This window comes from Neobacillus sp. YX16 (genome assembly GCF_030123505.1).
In the GTDB taxonomy this organism is placed as follows: Bacteria; Bacillota; Bacilli; order Bacillales; family Cytobacillaceae; genus Neobacillus.
In genome coordinates, this window is sequence record NZ_CP126115.1 from 132,501 (window position 1) to 149,651 (window position 17,151).

At 40.1% G+C, this 17,151-nt stretch carries 16 protein-coding genes, 2 rRNA genes and 1 other annotated feature (1 of these 19 cut by a window edge); all 18 genes read left to right on the forward strand.

Going from position 1 to position 17,151, the window contains the following annotated elements; translation table 11 throughout:
• Positions 1-408, forward strand: a 23S ribosomal RNA gene (locus tag QNH48_RS00635) (it extends 2,530 nt beyond the left edge of the window).
• A 76-nt stretch (positions 409-484) separates the two neighbouring features.
• Positions 485-600, forward strand: a 5S ribosomal RNA gene (rrf, locus tag QNH48_RS00640).
• Between the two features lie 551 nt (positions 601-1,151).
• Complete coding sequence (locus QNH48_RS00645; protein ID WP_283953375.1) at positions 1,152-1,613, forward strand: CtsR family transcriptional regulator; 462 nt, start codon at positions 1,152-1,154, stop codon at positions 1,611-1,613.
• A gap of 30 nt (positions 1,614-1,643) precedes the next feature.
• A complete protein-coding gene (mcsA, locus tag QNH48_RS00650) occupies positions 1,644-2,192 on the forward strand; it encodes a protein-arginine kinase activator protein McsA (protein WP_283953376.1) in 549 nt (182 codons plus the stop codon).
• Position 2,193: 1 nt separating this feature from the next.
• Positions 2,194-3,267 carry a protein-arginine kinase McsB gene (mcsB, locus tag QNH48_RS00655; RefSeq protein ID WP_283953377.1) on the forward strand — a complete coding sequence of 358 codons (1,074 nt, stop codon included), beginning with the start codon at positions 2,194-2,196 and terminating at the stop codon, positions 3,265-3,267.
• A gap of 13 nt (positions 3,268-3,280) precedes the next feature.
• Positions 3,281-5,722: an ATP-dependent protease ATP-binding subunit ClpC gene (gene clpC, locus QNH48_RS00660; protein WP_283953378.1), complete on the forward strand. Its 2,442-nt coding sequence runs from the start codon at positions 3,281-3,283 to the stop codon at positions 5,720-5,722.
• 90 nt (positions 5,723-5,812) lie between these two features.
• Positions 5,813-7,195: a DNA repair protein RadA gene (gene radA, locus QNH48_RS00665; RefSeq protein WP_283953379.1), complete on the forward strand. Its 1,383-nt coding sequence runs from the start codon at positions 5,813-5,815 to the stop codon at positions 7,193-7,195.
• Between the two features lie 3 nt (positions 7,196-7,198).
• Complete coding sequence (gene disA / locus QNH48_RS00670; protein ID WP_283953380.1) at positions 7,199-8,272, forward strand: DNA integrity scanning diadenylate cyclase DisA; 1,074 nt, start codon at positions 7,199-7,201, stop codon at positions 8,270-8,272.
• Positions 8,273-8,456: 184 nt separating this feature from the next.
• The gene (locus QNH48_RS00675; RefSeq protein WP_283953381.1) at positions 8,457-9,551 is read left to right on the forward strand and encodes a PIN/TRAM domain-containing protein; all 1,095 of its coding nucleotides are present in this window, start codon (positions 8,457-8,459) and stop codon (positions 9,549-9,551) included.
• A gap of 23 nt (positions 9,552-9,574) precedes the next feature.
• On the forward strand, positions 9,575-10,264 hold the full coding sequence (gene ispD, locus QNH48_RS00680) for a 2-C-methyl-D-erythritol 4-phosphate cytidylyltransferase (protein WP_283953382.1): 690 nt from the start codon (positions 9,575-9,577) through the stop codon (positions 10,262-10,264).
• Between the two features lie 2 nt (positions 10,265-10,266).
• Positions 10,267-10,743: a 2-C-methyl-D-erythritol 2,4-cyclodiphosphate synthase gene (ispF, locus tag QNH48_RS00685; protein ID WP_283953383.1), complete on the forward strand. Its 477-nt coding sequence runs from the start codon at positions 10,267-10,269 to the stop codon at positions 10,741-10,743.
• 74 nt (positions 10,744-10,817) lie between these two features.
• Positions 10,818-12,275, forward strand: a complete 1,458-nt coding sequence (gltX, locus tag QNH48_RS00690) for a glutamate--tRNA ligase (RefSeq protein ID WP_283955643.1) — start codon at positions 10,818-10,820, stop codon at positions 12,273-12,275.
• A 47-nt stretch (positions 12,276-12,322) separates the two neighbouring features.
• Positions 12,323-12,563: a binding site (T-box leader), on the forward strand.
• 112 nt (positions 12,564-12,675) lie between these two features.
• Positions 12,676-13,344: a serine O-acetyltransferase gene (cysE, locus tag QNH48_RS00695; RefSeq protein ID WP_283953384.1), complete on the forward strand. Its 669-nt coding sequence runs from the start codon at positions 12,676-12,678 to the stop codon at positions 13,342-13,344.
• Positions 13,325-14,725 (forward strand): cysteine--tRNA ligase, encoded by a 1,401-nt coding sequence (gene cysS, locus QNH48_RS00700; RefSeq protein ID WP_283953385.1) that lies wholly within the window; start codon positions 13,325-13,327, stop codon positions 14,723-14,725. Before cysE ends, cysS begins: the two co-directional genes overlap by 20 nt.
• A 3-nt stretch (positions 14,726-14,728) precedes the next feature.
• On the forward strand, positions 14,729-15,154 hold the full coding sequence (locus tag QNH48_RS00705; RefSeq protein WP_283953386.1) for a Mini-ribonuclease 3: 426 nt from the start codon (positions 14,729-14,731) through the stop codon (positions 15,152-15,154).
• Positions 15,151-15,900: a 23S rRNA (guanosine(2251)-2'-O)-methyltransferase RlmB gene (gene rlmB / locus QNH48_RS00710; RefSeq protein WP_283953387.1), complete on the forward strand. Its 750-nt coding sequence runs from the start codon at positions 15,151-15,153 to the stop codon at positions 15,898-15,900. The genes QNH48_RS00705 and rlmB overlap by 4 nt, the downstream gene beginning before the upstream one ends.
• A 2-nt stretch (positions 15,901-15,902) precedes the next feature.
• Positions 15,903-16,412 carry an NYN domain-containing protein gene (locus QNH48_RS00715; protein ID WP_283953388.1) on the forward strand — a complete coding sequence of 170 codons (510 nt, stop codon included), beginning with the start codon at positions 15,903-15,905 and terminating at the stop codon, positions 16,410-16,412.
• 71 nt (positions 16,413-16,483) lie between these two features.
• Entirely contained in the window at positions 16,484-17,134 is a 651-nt protein-coding gene (gene sigH / locus QNH48_RS00720; protein ID WP_283953389.1) for an RNA polymerase sporulation sigma factor SigH, read from the forward strand.
• Positions 17,135-17,151 lie beyond the last annotated feature (17 nt).

The window sequence follows — 17,151 nt, forward strand, 5'->3', positions numbered from 1 at the left end:
TGGCACCTCGATGTCGGCTCATCGCATCCTGGGGCTGTAGTCGGTCCCAAGGGTTGGGCTGTTCGCCCATTAAAGCGGTACGCGAGCTGGGTTCAGAACGTCGTGAGACAGTTCGGTCCCTATCCGTCGTGGGCGCAGGAAATTTGAGAGGAGCTGTCCTTAGTACGAGAGGACCGGGATGGACGCACCGCTGGTGTACCAGTTGTCTTGCCAAAGGCATCGCTGGGTAGCTATGTGCGGACGGGATAAGTGCTGAAAGCATCTAAGCATGAAGCCCCCCTCAAGATGAGATTTCCCATAGCGTCAAGCTAGTAAGAACCCTGAAAGATGATCAGGTTGATAGGTCAGAGGTGGAAGCGTGGTAACATGTGGAGCTGACTGATACTAATCGTTCGAGGACTTAACCAATTTTTAAAGGCGAACTCGTTTTACAACTTCTTCTGAAATTATCTAGTTTTGAGGGAATGATACCTCAACAAAATAGTCTGGCAGCAATGGCGAGAAGGTCACACCCGTTCCCATACCGAACACGGAAGTTAAGCTTCTCAGCGCCGATGGTAGTTGGGACTTTGTCCCTGTGAGAGTAGGACGTTGCCAGGCAAAAAAAAGCACAACCTTAATAGGGTTGTGCTTTTTGTATTGTCCGAAAGGACAATAATCTCACTGCGGTGGTACTTCTGGAGGAAAACGGTAATAAATAGGAGTTATTCGTGCCCATACGGTGACACATTTTGAAAAAACGGTAACGAATAGCAGCCATTCGTGCCAATGGTAGGATACTTTTAAAGAAAATGGTAACGAATAATTCATTTTCTAACCTTTGGGAAATTCTCCAAAGTGAATCCCTTGAATAGACCTTTTTTATAAAAAGAAGAATCAAAGCCACTCTTTGATTCCTTCATCAAAGGATTTTTGGTACACAAGGTAACCAAAACATCATTTTGATTCCCTCCGCACAAACTTTCTAGCACTCAGGGTAACCAAAGCCCCTATTTAGGTACTATCCAACCCAACTAATTTCCTAAAAACAAATTTAACAGGTTTCACGTCTGCGAAATATGGAGAAAATCATTAGTAGCATGTTGTTTGCAACTACATAAAATTTTCAGTATAATTAAAGTCAAATATAGTCAAAGTCAGGGGGTGCGAAGATGAGAAACATCTCCGATATTATTGAAAGGTATTTGAAGCAAGTGTTAGAAATGAGTGAACTGGAGCATGTTGAAATAAAGCGAAGTGAAATAGCTGACAAATTTCAATGTGTCCCTTCACAAATCAATTACGTCATTAATACGCGCTTTACCATTGAACGAGGATATATCGTAGAAAGTAAACGTGGAGGAGGAGGGTACATCCGAATCATGAAGGTTCAGTCCCATGATTTAGTTGACCTAATTGATCATTTACTGTCACTCTTTGATAAACGTATTGCACAATCTACGGCAGAAGATGTTATTTATAGACTTGTACATGAGGAGATAATCACAAAACGAGAAGCAAAAATTATGCTTAGTGTTATTGATCGTTCTGTCCTCTATATTGATCTTCCATTCCGAGATGAATTAAGAGCAAGAATGTTGAAAGCGATGTTAACATCATTGAAATATAAATAATATATACCAGCTAGAGAGGTGAAATGAAAGATGATTTGCCAGGAATGTAATCAAAGACCTGCTGCACTCCATTTTACAAAGATCATCAACGGTGAAAAAACCGAAGTAAATCTTTGTGAAAAATGTGCCCAAGAAAAGGGCGAGATGTTCATGTTTACAGGAGGATCCGGCTTTACCTTTAATAACCTATTAGCAGGTTTATTAAATATCGATTCGACTGTTCAAAAGCAAAATCAAAATACCTTTCATCAGGAAGAAGTTCTTCAGTGTAGTGGTTGTTCGATGACGTTTCCACAATTTATTAAAGTGGGGCGTTTCGGATGTGCACATTGCTATGAAACCTTTAAGGAACAGCTGCCGCCGGTCTTAAAGCGGCTTCATAGTGGTAATTGGGCCCATAGCGGTAAAATACCAAAGAGAATCGGTGGAAGTATTCACCTTAAAAAGCAAGTTGAAAATCTTAAAAGTGAATTAAAAGAGTTAATTCAACAAGAGGAATTTGAAAAGGCTGCTCAGATTCGAGATGAAATTCGTACACTCGAAAAAGGCTTACCAGGCAGCCGTAAGGGAGGGGAATAACGTGTCGCTTGAACGCTTTATCAATCAAGCAGTCAGCTCGTGGATGAGCGAGGAGGGACCTGATTCAGATATTGTCCTTAGTTCCCGAATCCGTTTAGCCCGAAACTTTGAAAACTTTAAATTTCCAACATTATTTTCACACGCAGAAGCAAAGTCCATTATTAAAAAAATGGAAGATATACTGCAAGAATCAAATTTTACAAAGTTTGGACAAATGGAACTACTAAAAATTGATGAAATACAGCCTCTTCAAAAAAGGGTTTTAGTAGAAAAGCATTTGATTAGCCCTAATTTAGCAGAAGATTCACCATATGGAGCCGTTCTATTAACCGAAAACGAAGAAGTTAGTATTATGATAAATGAAGAGGACCACATTCGTATTCAATGTTTGTTTCCTGGACTTCAGCTAACGGAGGCGTTGGAGGCAGCGAATGAGGTAGATGATTGGCTTGAAAGCCACATTCACTTTGGGTTCGATGAAAAACACGGTTATCTAACAAGCTGCCCCACAAATGTGGGTACGGGTCTTCGGGCATCTGTCATGATGCATTTGCCGGGCCTTATCTTGACCCAGCAAATCAATCGTATCATTCCAGCAATCAACCAACTGGGATTAGTTGTTAGAGGAATCTATGGCGAGGGGAGTGAAGCGCTCGGAAATATATTTCAAATCTCCAATCAAATTACTCTAGGAAAATCTGAAGAAGATATCTGTCGTGACCTTAAAGGTGTAGTAAGTCAGTTAATTTCACAAGAAAGGTCCGCTCGTGAAGCATTACGCAAAACTTCGAACATACAATTAGAAGACAGAGTGTTTCGATCTTATGGTGTATTATCCAATTGCAGGATTATTGAAACAAAAGAGGCTGCAAAATGCCTATCTGATGTTCGCCTAGGAATTGATATGGGTTATATTGATCATTTGCCTAAGAATATATTAAATGAATTAATGATATTAACACAGCCTGGTTTCCTGCAGCAGTACGCAGGCGGGCATTTAAGAGCAAATGAAAGAGATATAAGACGAGCAGCTTTAATTCGAGAGCGACTAAAAATGGAGCAAGATAAAAGGTGAGGAGGAATGGAATATGATGTTCGGCCGTTTTACTGAAAGAGCTCAGAAGGTATTAGCTTTAGCACAAGAGGAAGCAATCAGACTTGGACACAACAATATTGGGACTGAGCATATCCTACTAGGTTTAGTCCGTGAGGGAGAGGGCATTGCTGCCAAAGCACTTTATGGACTTGGATTAGGTGCAGAAAAAATCCAAAAGGAAGTAGAATCGTTAATCGGGAAAGGGCAGGAAGCATCCCAAACGATTCACTATACCCCAAGGGCAAAAAAGGTAATCGAATTATCAATGGATGAAGCACGAAAATTAGGCCATTCCTATGTTGGAACTGAGCATATACTGCTCGGCCTAATTCGTGAAGGAGAAGGTGTTGCTGCAAGAGTTCTAAATAATCTTGGAGTAAGCTTAAATAAAGCACGTCAACAGGTATTGCAATTACTAGGAAGTAATGAGTCAGGCGGGCACCAGGGAGGGGCATCTGTAAGTGCGAATACTCCAACCCTTGACAGCCTTGCTAGAGATCTGACTGCAATTGCTAGAGAAGGAAGTTTAGATCCGGTTATTGGAAGAAGTAAGGAAATCCAGCGGGTTATAGAGGTATTAAGCCGCCGTACAAAAAACAACCCAGTATTAATTGGTGAACCAGGTGTAGGTAAAACAGCGATTGCTGAAGGTCTTGCACAGCAAATTGTGAATAATGAAGTTCCAGAAATTCTCCGTGATAAGCGGGTTATGACTTTAGATATGGGAACAGTAGTAGCTGGTACTAAATATCGTGGTGAATTTGAAGATCGTTTAAAAAAGGTAATGGATGAAATCCGCCAAGCTGGTAATATCATTCTCTTTATTGATGAGTTACACACATTAATTGGAGCAGGGGGAGCAGAAGGCGCTATTGACGCTTCAAACATCTTAAAACCATCCCTTGCCCGTGGAGAGTTACAATGTATCGGTGCAACCACTCTTGATGAATATCGAAAATATATTGAAAAAGATGCGGCGTTAGAACGACGCTTCCAGCCAATCCGTGTAGATGAACCAACGGCTGAAGAGTCCGTCCGGATATTAGAAGGTCTTCGTGATCGTTATGAAGCCCATCACCGCGTTTCCATTACAGACGAGGCAATTGAAGCAGCTGTAAAGTTGTCTGATCGCTATATTTCTGACCGTTTCCTTCCAGATAAAGCGATTGACTTAATTGATGAAGCAGGTTCAAAGGTTCGCTTACGTTCTTATACGACGCCTCCAAATTTAAAAGAGTTAGAAGTGAAGCTTGAAGAGGTCCGTAAAGAAAAGGATGCGGCAGTTCAGAGCCAAGAGTTTGAGAAGGCTGCCTCTCTAAGAGATACAGAACAGCGTCTTCGTGAGCAGCTAGAAGAGACTAAGAAAACGTGGAAAGAAAAGCAAGGAAAAGAAAATAGTGAGGTTACCGTTGAGGATATTGCAAGTGTGGTTTCAAGCTGGACGGGAATTCCTGTCTCGAAGCTTGCTCAAACAGAAACGACAAAATTGCTTAATTTAGAAGAACTCTTACATTCCCGTGTGATTGGACAGGAGGAAGCGGTTAAGGCTGTGTCAAAAGCAGTACGCCGGGCAAGAGCAGGCTTAAAGGATCCAAAACGTCCAATTGGCTCTTTTGTTTTCCTTGGTCCTACTGGTGTAGGGAAAACCGAATTGGCTAGGGCGCTTGCTGAGGCGATGTTTGGTGATGAGGATGCTATGATTCGCATCGATATGTCTGAATATATGGAGAAGCACTCTACTTCTCGTTTGGTTGGATCTCCTCCAGGATATGTTGGATATGAAGAAGGCGGCCAACTAACTGAAAAGGTAAGAAGAAAGCCATACTCTGTAATTCTGCTTGATGAAATTGAAAAGGCACATCCTGATGTGTTTAATATATTATTGCAAGTCCTTGAAGATGGCCGCTTGACGGATTCTAAAGGCAGAACTGTCGATTTCCGCAATACAGTGCTCATTATGACTTCAAACGTGGGAGCAGAAGCATTAAAACGTAACAAGTATGTTGGCTTTAATATTCAAGATGGAGAACAGAATTATAAGGATATGAAGGGCAAGGTCATGGAAGAATTGAAAAAAGCCTTCCGTCCAGAATTCTTAAACCGTATTGATGAAATTATTGTCTTCCATGCATTAGAGAGAAAGCATTTAGAAGAAATTGTTACACTGTTGTCTGATCAGCTGGTAAAACGTCTAAAAGAGCAGCATATTTCTCTAGAATTAACGGAAGCCGCAAAGGGTAAAATCTCTGTAGAAGGCTACGACCCAGAGTACGGTGCACGTCCATTACGCAGGGCTATTCAAAAGCATATTGAAGACCGTCTCTCTGAAGAACTGTTAAGAGGTACAGTATTAACAGGTCAGCATGTTATAATTGATGTTGATAATGGTGAATTCTTAGTTAAAACGGCTGAAAAAACGCCTCTAGCTAAATAAACCTATTTTTTTCCGAACAACAAAAAGAGGTACACGATACTAGTTTGACCGTGTACCTCTTTTTGTATTTATAGTCAGGAGTAGATAGATATGGCAAAACGAAAGACGAAGTTTATGTGTCAGGACTGTGGGTATGAATCTCCGAAGTGGATGGGAAAATGTCCAGGCTGCGGAGCATGGAACAAAATGGTGGAGGAAGTTGAAGTAACTGGCGGGAATCGTAGAGGAGCCTTCGCTCATTCTCAAGGTGGGTCTACACTATTAACTAAACCAACACCTATTACAGCTATTGAAACATTGACTGAACCGAGGATTCTTACTGATATGAATGAGCTAAATCGTGTGTTAGGCGGCGGAGTGGTTAAGGGATCGCTGGTATTAATCGGTGGAGATCCTGGTATTGGAAAATCAACGCTGTTGTTACAGGTATCATCACAGCTTGCGAATAAAGGGAATCAGGTCTTATACATATCCGGTGAGGAATCTTTGAGGCAGACGAAGCTTCGTGCTGAAAGACTTGGGATAAAATCTGAGAATCTCCTCGTCTATTCGGAGACCAATTTGGAAGAAATCAATCGAACCATTGAAGAGACTAATCCAAGCTTTGTTATAATTGATTCAATTCAAACTGTTTTTCATCCGGAAGTAACCTCTGCGCCTGGGAGTGTTTCACAGGTTCGTGAGTGTACCTCAGAATTAATGAGAATAGGGAAAACAAAGGGCATCGCAATTTTTATTGTTGGTCATGTAACAAAAGAAGGTTCTATTGCAGGACCAAGGCTGCTTGAGCATATGGTAGATACCGTACTCTATTTTGAAGGGGAAAGGCACCATACCTACCGGATTCTACGGGCAGTAAAGAATCGTTTTGGATCAACCAATGAAATGGGTATTTTTGAAATGAAAGAATTTGGACTTGATGAAGTGGCAAATCCTTCAGAAATTTTCCTCGAAGAGAGATCGCAAGGTGCTGCTGGATCAACGGTGGTCGCCTCAATGGAAGGCACCCGTCCAGTACTTGTAGAAATCCAAGCTCTAATTTCTCCGACAAGCTTTGGAAATCCAAGGAGAATGGCAACGGGGATTGATCATAATCGAGTTCCTTTATTAATGGCAGTCTTAGAAAAGAGAATGGGGCTATTACTTCAAAATCAAGATGCCTATCTTAAGGTGGCAGGGGGAGTCAAGCTGGATGAGCCAGCCATTGATTTAGCGATTGCCGTAAGTATCGCTTCAAGCTTCCGTGACAAACCAACAAGAGCAACGGATTGTATTATTGGCGAGGTGGGATTAACGGGAGAAGTAAGACGTGTCTCTAGAATTGAACAGCGAGTGCAGGAAGCCGCGAAGCTGGGTTTTGAACGGGTTATACTGCCTGCCAATAATTTAAGCGGCTGGCAAGGTCCGAAAGGTGTAGAACTCATCGGCGTGTCCACTGTAGCTGAAGCTTTAAAAGCAGCGTTGGGAGTGTAATACATGGATAATAGAAAGCTGGGTGAACAAACCGTAAGTGAAGTTTTACAATTTCTTGCCCCTGGTACACCAATTCGTGAAGGAATTGATAATGTATTAAGGGCGAATACAGGCGGGCTTATTGTTGTTGGTTACAATGATAAGGTCAAAAGTATTGTAGATGGCGGTTTTCAAATAAATTGCCCTTTTTCGCCAAGTTACCTTTATGAGTTAGCAAAAATGGACGGTGCAATCATCCTTAATGAACTAGGTAATACTATACTTTTTGCGAATGCCCAACTGGTTCCGGACTCTGAAATTTCTGCCTCGGAAACAGGGATGCGGCATCGAACTGCTGAAAGAGTGGCTAGGCAGACGAAGGCACTTGTTATAGCTATTTCTCAAAGGAGAAACGTGATAACCCTATATCAAGGGAATTTTCGTTATGCGCTTAAAGATATATCTGTGATCTTAACGAAGGCGAATCAGGCCATTCAAATGCTCGAAAAGTATAAAGAAGTACTTGGGCGGAGTATTGCCAGTTTAAGTATCCTAGAGTTTGAAGAATCTGTTACCTTTAATGATTTTCTTCTGGTCCTTCACCGATTTGAAATGGTTCTTAAAATTAAAAATGAACTTATAACCTACTTAAATGAATTAGGTACAGAGGGCAGGCTTATTCGCCTGCAGATGAATGAAATTTTGACAGATTTAGAAGAAGAGACATCTAATATCATCAAGGATTATTCGTTTGATCGCAATGTCAAGGCGAGGGATGTCCTCAAACGAATGCAGGTTTTAACGAGCAATGGGGCATTAGAGGATATCGCCATCTTGAAATTAATGGGTTATCAAGGTTATATACCGCTAGATGAAAATAAACAACCAAGAGGTTATCGGATACTTAATAAAATCCCCCGCCTGCCGATTGTTATCATTGAAAATATCATTACAAGCTTTGGCGGGTTTTCAAAAATTATTTCAGCCACTGTTGAAGAATTAGATGATGTGGAGGGAATTGGCGAAATCCGTGCAAAAAAAATTAAAGAAGGCTTAAAATTAATCAAAGAGCGATTATATACGGAACGTCAAATATAGAGTTTATATAGATAAACAGCATGTTTACAATTGATTGACAGAGATTTTTCCCAGTGCTACCCTATGAATGAAAATATATAAAGTTTATTTTCAGGTTTTAAAACTTACCGTTTGCTAAAAATAATCAATAAACAAAGGTTTCAATTTTGGGAATATGTTTATAATGAGTAGAGGAGGTGAAGGAATGTTAAAACGTATTGTGCAAGCATGTTTTCTCATTACCGGAGGTACGCTTGGAATATTATTGATCCCGCAATTACTAAAATTAATAAAATTTGATGACATTCCAATAATCAGTAACTCATATGCAACGGCTATTATAGGTGCAATTATTTTCTATCTTATTACTTTTTGGGCAGTAGATTATGTACTGGAGTTTATTAAATGGGCGGAAGATTCACTGGTGAAAATCCCTGTAACAGATGTGATTTTTGGCAGTATAGGATTAATTTTTGGTTTATTAGTAGCCTTTTTAATTGGTTTTGCTCTAAATGCTGTTCAAGTACCTATTCTTAATGCTGTCGCGCCTATTTTGCTGACATTATTATTTGGATACCTAGGATTTCAGGTTGGATTTAAGAAAAGGGATGAGTTATTAAATCTCTTTGGCAGCCGCGGGAAGAAGAAGTCCGGTGAAGAGGATGCGGAAAAGTCTGAGGGACAATCACTAAAGATCCTCGATACGAGTGTAATTATTGATGGCCGCGTAGCAGATATTTGCCAAACAGGATTTTTAGAAGGAACGATTGTCATTCCTCGCTTTGTACTAGAGGAATTACAGCATATTGCTGATTCATCTGATGTGTTAAAGCGAAACCGCGGGAGACGTGGCTTGGATATTTTAAATCGAATTCAAAAGGAACTTGCGATTAAAGTAGAAATTTATGAAGGCGATTTTGATGAAATTCAAGAAGTAGACAGCAAGCTGGTGAAACTAGCTAAGATCACGAATGGCATGCTTGTTACGAATGACTTTAATCTTAATAAAGTATGTGAATTACAGAACGTTTCTGTATTAAATATTAATGATTTAGCCAATGCAGTTAAACCAGTAGTATTGCCTGGTGAGGAGTTATCCGTACAGGTGATTAAGGATGGTAAGGAATATCACCAAGGTGTAGCCTATCTTGATGATGGAACGATGATTGTTGTGGAAGAGGGCAGAGAATATATCGGAAAGAGAATAGACGTTCTGGTTACGAGTGTTCTTCAGACATCAGCAGGAAGAATGATATTTGCAAAACCAAAGTTACTGGAAAAAAGCGCACTAGGAAGCTAGAAAGAATAGATTGGAGATTTATTATGGCTTATCAAGTCATTATACCTGCTGCAGGTCAAGGGAAGAGGATGGGCGCAGGGAAAAATAAGCTTTTATTAGAGTTAAATAGTATTCCTGTATTCATTCATTCACTAAAGGTTTTTGAGGAAGATGAGCTATGTGATGGAATAATCTTAGCCATTCACCCACAGGACGAAGCTGAATTTAATTCCCTTTTGAAGGAGCATGGAGTGAAGAAGGTGCTTGAATTAGTTCCAGGAGGGAAAGAGCGTCAGGATAGCATTTATAATGCCTTGAAGACAGTAAAGACTGATGGGATAATTCTTGTTCATGATGCGGCTCGTCCTTTTATTCTCAAGGAACATATTCACCGATTACTAGATACAGCACAAGAAACAGGTGCAGCAATCATTGGAGTGCCAGCAAAAGATACCATGAAAACAGTACGTGATAACGTAGTAATGGCAACTGTCGAAAGGTCTAGCTTGTGGGCTGTACAAACCCCACAAGCTTTTCGTTTTTCCCTATTGTATAAGGCATACGAACAGGCAGAAAAGGATGAATTTATCGGTACGGATGATTCTAGTTTGGTAGAGCGAATCTCTTATCCAGTTACAATGGTCGAGGGGGATTATGATAATATCAAGCTTACGACACAGGAAGATCTATTTTTTGCACAAGCAATTTTACAGAAAAGACAAGGGAGTTTTTGAATATGTTTCGTATTGGACAAGGCTTTGATGTACATCAATTAACGGAGGGTCGACCGCTGATTATTGGCGGCATTACCATCCCATATGAAAAAGGACTGCTGGGACACTCAGATGCAGATGTTTTATTACATACGGTAGCGGATGCATGTCTTGGAGCTATTGGAGAAGGTGATATTGGCAGGCATTTTCCTGATACAGATCCAAACTTTAAAGATGCAGATTCAGCTAAATTGATGGAGCATGTGTGGCAGCTTGTCAAAGATAGAGGATATGAGCTTGTTAATGCAGATTGTACAATCATCGCACAAAAGCCTAAAATGGCACCCTATATTCAGCAAATGAAAGTGAGAATTGCTGAATTACTTAATGCTTCTCCTGAACAAATCAATGTGAAGGCGACAACGACAGAAAAGCTAGGCTTTACTGGCCGTGGTGAAGGAATTGCCTCACAAGCGGTAGTTTTACTAAAAAGGAATTAAATTCTTTATTGCTGAAATACACAATGGTAAAATAAATCAGATATAGAAAATCAACGGTATACGGAGGCATAATGATGTCAAATGAAGTTCGTGTAAGGTATGCTCCAAGTCCTACTGGACATTTACATATTGGGAATGCCCGTACTGCATTATTTAATTATTTGTTTGCACGCAATCAGGGTGGTAAATTTATTATCCGGATTGAAGATACAGATAAGAAGCGGAATATTGCTGGCGGAGAAGAAAGCCAATTAAAATACCTTAAATGGCTGGGTATGGATTGGGATGAAAGTGTGGATGTCGGCGGTGAATATGGACCTTATCGACAGTCAGAGAGAAATGATATTTATCAAACCTACTACAATCAATTATTAGAAAATGGTCATGCCTATAAATGTTATTGTACAGAAGCAGAAATCGCAGCAGAACGGGAAGAGCAGACTGAAAGAGGCGAAACTCCTCAATATTCTGGAAAGTGCCGTCATCTAACTGCTGAGGAACGTGCAAAATTAGAAAGTGAAGGCCGCGAGCCGAGTATTCGAATCATCGTACCAGAAGGGAAAACTTACACCTTCGAGGATATGGTAAAAGGGACTGTTTCCTTTGAGTCGGAAGGAATGGGCGATTGGGTCATCATCAAAAAGGATGGAACGCCAACTTATAATTTTGCGGTAACGGTTGATGATTACTTAATGAAAATTTCGCATGTCCTTCGTGGAGATGACCATATATCCAACACGCCTAAGCAGTTAATGGTATATGAAGCCTTAGGCTGGGAGCCGCCGATTTTTGGTCACATGACACTAATCGTGAATGAAAGCAGAAAGAAGTTAAGCAAACGGGATGAATCTATTATTCAATTTATCGAACAATATGAAGAATTAGGCTATCTGCCAGAGGCTTTGTTTAACTTTATTACATTACTAGGCTGGTCACCAACAGGTGAAGAGGAGCTATACTCTAAAGAGGACTTTATTGAAATTTTCGATGCCAATCGCTTATCAAAATCCCCGGCTTTATTTGATACAAATAAGCTGACATGGATGAACAATCAATATATGAAGAAGATAGAGGTTGATCGAGTATTGGAGCTATCCATGCCACATCTAGTAAAAGCTGGAGTGTTAAGTGAGAGCTTGACGGATGAAGAGCATGAGTGGGCAAGAGGTTTAGTTAGTTTGTTACAGGAAAAAATGAGCTTCGGTGCAGAGATTGTTGAGCTTTCGGATATGTTTTTTAAAGAAGAGGCAGAATACGAAGAGGATGCTAAGGAAGTATTAACAGGAGAAACAGTTCCTGAAGTACTTAAGGCTTTTGCTGAGGAGCTAGAGAAACTAGACAACTTTAAAGCCGGTGAAATTAAAGCGGCGATGAAGGCAGTTCAAAAATCCACCGGTCAAAAGGGAAAAAATTTGTTTATGCCGATTCGTGCAGCTGTTTCAGGTCAAACACATGGTCCAGATTTACCTCAGGCTATTGAACTTTTAGGAAAAGGAAAAGTTCTAAATAGAATTCAAAAAATTATTGGTTAACATTTGAACAAATATGTAATATAGTAATGGATATATACTCTTGATAAGAAAAAGTGTTGAAGAGGAAAAGTAGAATATGACGCTTTAAAGAGAAAACCATCATCGGCTGAAAGTGGTTTAAGCCTCTCATGTTTGAAAATGCACCTCTGAGTCCCATTTCGAAAGATGTTACATCTGTGTAGATATGGGCGGAACCTTTCCGTTAACAGGTAGAGTGAGACCAATGTAAGCTGTATGTAAAGCAGCTTAGGTCTAATCAGAGTGGAACCGCGCCAAAGCGTCTCTGTCGTTATGACAGGGGCGTTTTTTATTTTTCAAAAAAGACAAAGGGGAACAACGTAGAGGAGACTATCTTAGGGTAAAGCTAATGTTTTATAAACAATAAGGGGGAAATGAAAAAATGTTCAAAAGGATGAGGGAGGATATTGAGGTTGTTTTTGAACAAGATCCTGCAGCGAGAACCTACCTAGAGGTTGTCCTAACGTACTCGGGCTTACACGCGATTTGGGCACACCGTATTGCCCATGCATTTTTTAAACGGAAATTATATTTTCTTGCAAGGGTAATTTCTCAGATTAGTCGCTTTTTCACAGGTATTGAAATCCATCCGGGTGCAAAAATAGGCAGGAGATTTTTTATAGATCACGGAATGGGCGTTGTTATCGGAGAAACTTGTGAAATTGGTGATAATGTAACAGTGTTTCAAGGTGTGACACTAGGTGGAACTGGAAAAGAAAAGGGTAAACGTCATCCAACGATAAAGGATAATGCGTTAATTGCAACAGGTGCTAAGGTGCTAGGCTCAATCACCATTGGGGAAAATTCGAAGATTGGTGCAGGCTCTGTCGTCTTAAAGGAAGTACCGCCTAATTCAACGGTTGTAGGTGTTCCAGGAAGGGTAGTAATTCAGGACGGCAAGAGAATAACGAGAGACTTAGACCATTGTAACCTTCCTGACCCAATTGCAGATCGACTAAGGGAAATGCAAATAGAATTGAGTGATTTGAGAGAAGAGTTAATTGAATTGAAAAAAGAAAGGACTAAAGTAAATGGCCATTCAGCTTTATAATACATTAACCAGAAGAAAAGAAGAGTTCATCCCCCTTGAGGAAGGGAAAGTTAAAATGTATGTTTGCGGACCGACTGTCTATAATTATATTCATATCGGTAATGCACGACCGGCTATTGTTTTTGATACGGTTCGTCGTTATTTTGAATACCGTGGCTATGATATACAATATGTTTCCAATTTTACAGATGTGGATGATAAATTAATCCGTGCTGCAAATCAACTTGGGGTGGATGTCCCTGCTATCGCGGATCGTTTCATTCAAGCGTATTTTGAAGATGTGTCAGCATTAGGCTGCAAACAAGCGGATGTTCACCCACGGGTAATGGAAAATATGGATATTATCATTGATTTTATTTCACAGCTTATTGAAAAAGGTTTTGCCTATGAATCAGAAGGTGATGTCTATTTCAGAACAAGAAGCTTTAATGACTACGGTAAACTCTCTCATCAATCTATTGATGACCTGCAAATTGGAGCAAGAATTGAAATTGGTGAGAAGAAGCAGGATGATCTGGACTTTGCATTATGGAAAGCTGCAAAAGAAGGGGAAATCTTTTGGGAAAGCCCTTGGGGAATAGGGCGTCCAGGCTGGCATATTGAGTGCTCGGCAATGGCGAAAAAATACCTGGGTGACACGATTGATATCCATGCTGGCGGTCAAGATTTAACCTTCCCGCACCATGAAAATGAAATTGCTCAATCGGAGGCACTATCCGGAAAGACCTTTTCCCGCTACTGGATGCATAACGGATATATCAATATTGACAATGAAAAGATGTCAAAATCGCTTGGGAACTTTGTTCTTGTCCATGACATTATAAAGGCGCACAATCCACAAGTGTTGAGATTTTTTATGCTTTCGGTTCATTACCGCAATCCTATCAACTATAGTGAGGAGTTACTTGAAAGCACAAAGGCTGCCTTTGAACGCTTAACAACCTCTTATCAAAATTTAAAACATCGTAAGGAATCTAGTACAGATTTAACAAATAATAATCAGGAATGGCTAGATAAAATAGCAGCCATTCAGGATGAGTTTACAAAAGCAATGGATGATGATTTCAATACGGCAAAAGCTATTTCTGTTTTGTTTGACCTTTCGAAGCTGGCTAACTACTATCTATTGGAAAAGAACACTGCGGTAGAAGTAATTGATACATTTACCAAACAATTTGATGAGTTATTTAATGTCTTAGGTCTGACGCTTGAGCAAACGACAGAAATGTTAGATGAAGAAATAGATGCCTTAATAGAAAAAAGAATTCAAGCTCGCAAAGACCGTAATTTTCAGCTGTCTGACCAAATTAGAGATCAACTAAAGGAAATGAATATTATTTTAGAAGATACTCCGCAGGGTACAAGATGGAAAAGAGGCTAATTCATGCTTGATTATCAAGAAAAAGTAAACGCTAATCAATTGAACAGTCTTGCACTAGCTTACTTGGGTGATGCTGTCTATGAGATTTATGTCAGACGTCACCTCCTGCAAAGCGGGAAGGTAAAGCCTAACAGTCTTCACCGTGAAGGGACAACCTATGTTTCCGCAAAGGCGCAATGCCAAGTGTTATTTCGAATGATGGATGAAAACCTCCTTACAGAGGAGGAGTTGGCGGTAGTTAAGCGCGGACGTAATGCTAAATCAGGTACGGTGCCAAAAAACACAGACGTCCAAACCTACCATTACAGCACCGCATTTGAAGCATTATTAGGATTTTTATATTTAACAGAGAGAACGGAACGACTTGAAGAACTTATCTTAAAGTCCTTTGAACATGTGGAAGAAAAGAAAGGAGGAAAAAGCGAGTGAACGAAAACCAGGATTATATCATTGGTAAAAACCCAGTTATGGAAGCTCTAAGGTCGGAAAGAGATATCAACAAAATATTGATTGCAGAATCCTCCCAACGTGGTCAAATGCAGCAATTAATTCAATTAGCAAAAGAAGCAAATGTTATCGTTCAATTTGTCCCAAAGAAAAAAATTGACCAGATATCTGATGAAAATCATCAGGGAGTTCTTGCTTACGTTGCAGCCTACCAATATGCAGAGATGGATGATTTATTTGCAGCTGCAGAAAAGAAGAACGAGACTCCATTCTTTTTATTATTGGATGAAATTGAGGATCCTCATAATCTAGGGTCAATCATGCGTACGGCAGACGCAGTAGGCGCACATGGAATTATTATTCCAAAAAGAAGAGCAGTTGGTTTAACGGCTACGGTCGCAAAAGCCTCAACAGGTGCAATAGAACATATCCCGGTAGTCCGTGTTACCAATATGGCGAGAACCATTGATGAATTAAAGGAGCGCGGTGTTTGGATTGCCGGTACTGATGCAAGTGGAAAACAAGATTATCGTCAATTAGATGGTACGATGCCGTTAGGTCTGGTAATTGGGAGCGAAGGAAAAGGGATGGGACGTCTTGTTAGAGATAAATGTGATTTCCTCATCAACCTGCCGATGGCTGGAAAGGTAACATCATTAAATGCTTCTGTTGCAGCAGCGTTATTAATGTATGAGGTATACCGCAGGCGGCATCCTCTTGAGGGATAGCAATGGACATTTTGCTCGTCGATGGATATAACATAATTGGGGCTTGGCCTGAGTTAAGGTCATTAAAGGACCATGATTTACCAGCAGCAAGGGACCGTTTAGTAGAACGGATGGCAGAATACCAAGCATATTCAGGTTATCGGGTCATTGTTGTTTTTGACGCCTACTATGTGCAAGGAACTGAAAAGAAGTATAGTAACCATAAAGTAGAGGTTATTTTTACAAAAGAAAACGAAACAGCGGATGAGCGAATTGAGAAATTAGCCATTGCTTTAAATAACCGGAGGACTCAAATTCATGTTGCTACCTCGGATTATACAGAGCAATGGGCTATTTTCGGCCAAGGAGCACTAAGGAAGTCTGCACGGGAGTTACTTATAGAGATGTCCTCAGTCGAAAAGGGAATCGAGAAAAAGGTGAAAAAAATTCAAGAAAAAAGGCCAGTCTCAAAAATACCAATTAGCAGTGAAGTGGCAGAAATTTTTGAAAAATGGCGCAGAGGTCAAAAGTAAGCGTTGACGTTCAAAAGTTTTCGACAGTATAATAATACTATCTATGCTTGTTCGGTGGAGGGGGATCTTAATTGAGTACAGACTTCGGGGAAAAAAGCAACCAGCTATTTTTATCAATGGAAGACGAGGGAATTGTAGATCTAGTGCACCAAGGTAATAGTGAGGCTTTGGATTATTTAATCCACAAATATCGAAATTTTGTACGTGCAAAGGCAAGGTCCTACTTCCTAATTGGTGCAGATAAAGAAGATATTGTTCAAGAGGGAATGATTGGCCTATATAAGGCAATACGTGACTTTCGCGAGGACAAGCTGACTTCCTTTAAGGCGTTTGCTGAACTATGTATCACTCGGCAAATTATCACTGCCATTAAGACAGCAACAAGACAAAAGCACATACCATTAAATTCCTATGTATCATTGGATAAACCTATCTATGATGAAGAATCCGACCGCACATTAATGGATGTCCTTTCTGGTACGAAGGTTCTTGACCCTGAGGAACTGATTATTAATCAAGAAGAATTCGATCACATAGAAGTGAAAATGACTGAATTATTGAGCGATTTAGAACGTAAGGTTTTGGCATTATATCTAGATGGGCAATCCTATCAAGAGATTTCAGAAGAACTGAATCGTCATGTTAAATCAATTGATAATGCTCTCCAGCGTGTAAAGAGAAAATTAGAACGGTATTTAGAAATTAGGGAATTTAGTCTCTGATTTTTGAAAACGGTGAC

Bases quoted from the DNA above. Each gene is read 5' to 3' on its own strand.
- disA (WP_283953380.1), top strand. From the start codon at position 7,199: ATGGATAATAGAAAGCTGGGTGAACAAACCGTAAGTGAAGTTTTACAA.
- QNH48_RS00705 (WP_283953386.1), top strand. From the start codon at position 14,729: ATGCTTGATTATCAAGAAAAAGTAAACGCTAATCAATTGAACAGTCTT.
- cysS (WP_283953385.1), top strand. From the start codon at position 13,325: ATGGCCATTCAGCTTTATAATACATTAACCAGAAGAAAAGAAGAGTTC.
- gltX (WP_283955643.1), top strand. From the start codon at position 10,818: ATGTCAAATGAAGTTCGTGTAAGGTATGCTCCAAGTCCTACTGGACAT.
- cysE (WP_283953384.1), top strand. From the start codon at position 12,676: ATGTTCAAAAGGATGAGGGAGGATATTGAGGTTGTTTTTGAACAAGAT.
- QNH48_RS00715 (WP_283953388.1), top strand. From the start codon at position 15,903: ATGGACATTTTGCTCGTCGATGGATATAACATAATTGGGGCTTGGCCT.
- radA (WP_283953379.1), top strand. From the start codon at position 5,813: ATGGCAAAACGAAAGACGAAGTTTATGTGTCAGGACTGTGGGTATGAA.
- clpC (WP_283953378.1), top strand. From the start codon at position 3,281: ATGATGTTCGGCCGTTTTACTGAAAGAGCTCAGAAGGTATTAGCTTTA.
- ispD (WP_283953382.1), top strand. From the start codon at position 9,575: ATGGCTTATCAAGTCATTATACCTGCTGCAGGTCAAGGGAAGAGGATG.
- ispF (WP_283953383.1), top strand. From the start codon at position 10,267: ATGTTTCGTATTGGACAAGGCTTTGATGTACATCAATTAACGGAGGGT.
- QNH48_RS00675 (WP_283953381.1), top strand. From the start codon at position 8,457: ATGTTAAAACGTATTGTGCAAGCATGTTTTCTCATTACCGGAGGTACG.
- QNH48_RS00645 (WP_283953375.1), top strand. From the start codon at position 1,152: ATGAGAAACATCTCCGATATTATTGAAAGGTATTTGAAGCAAGTGTTA.
- mcsA (WP_283953376.1), top strand. From the start codon at position 1,644: ATGATTTGCCAGGAATGTAATCAAAGACCTGCTGCACTCCATTTTACA.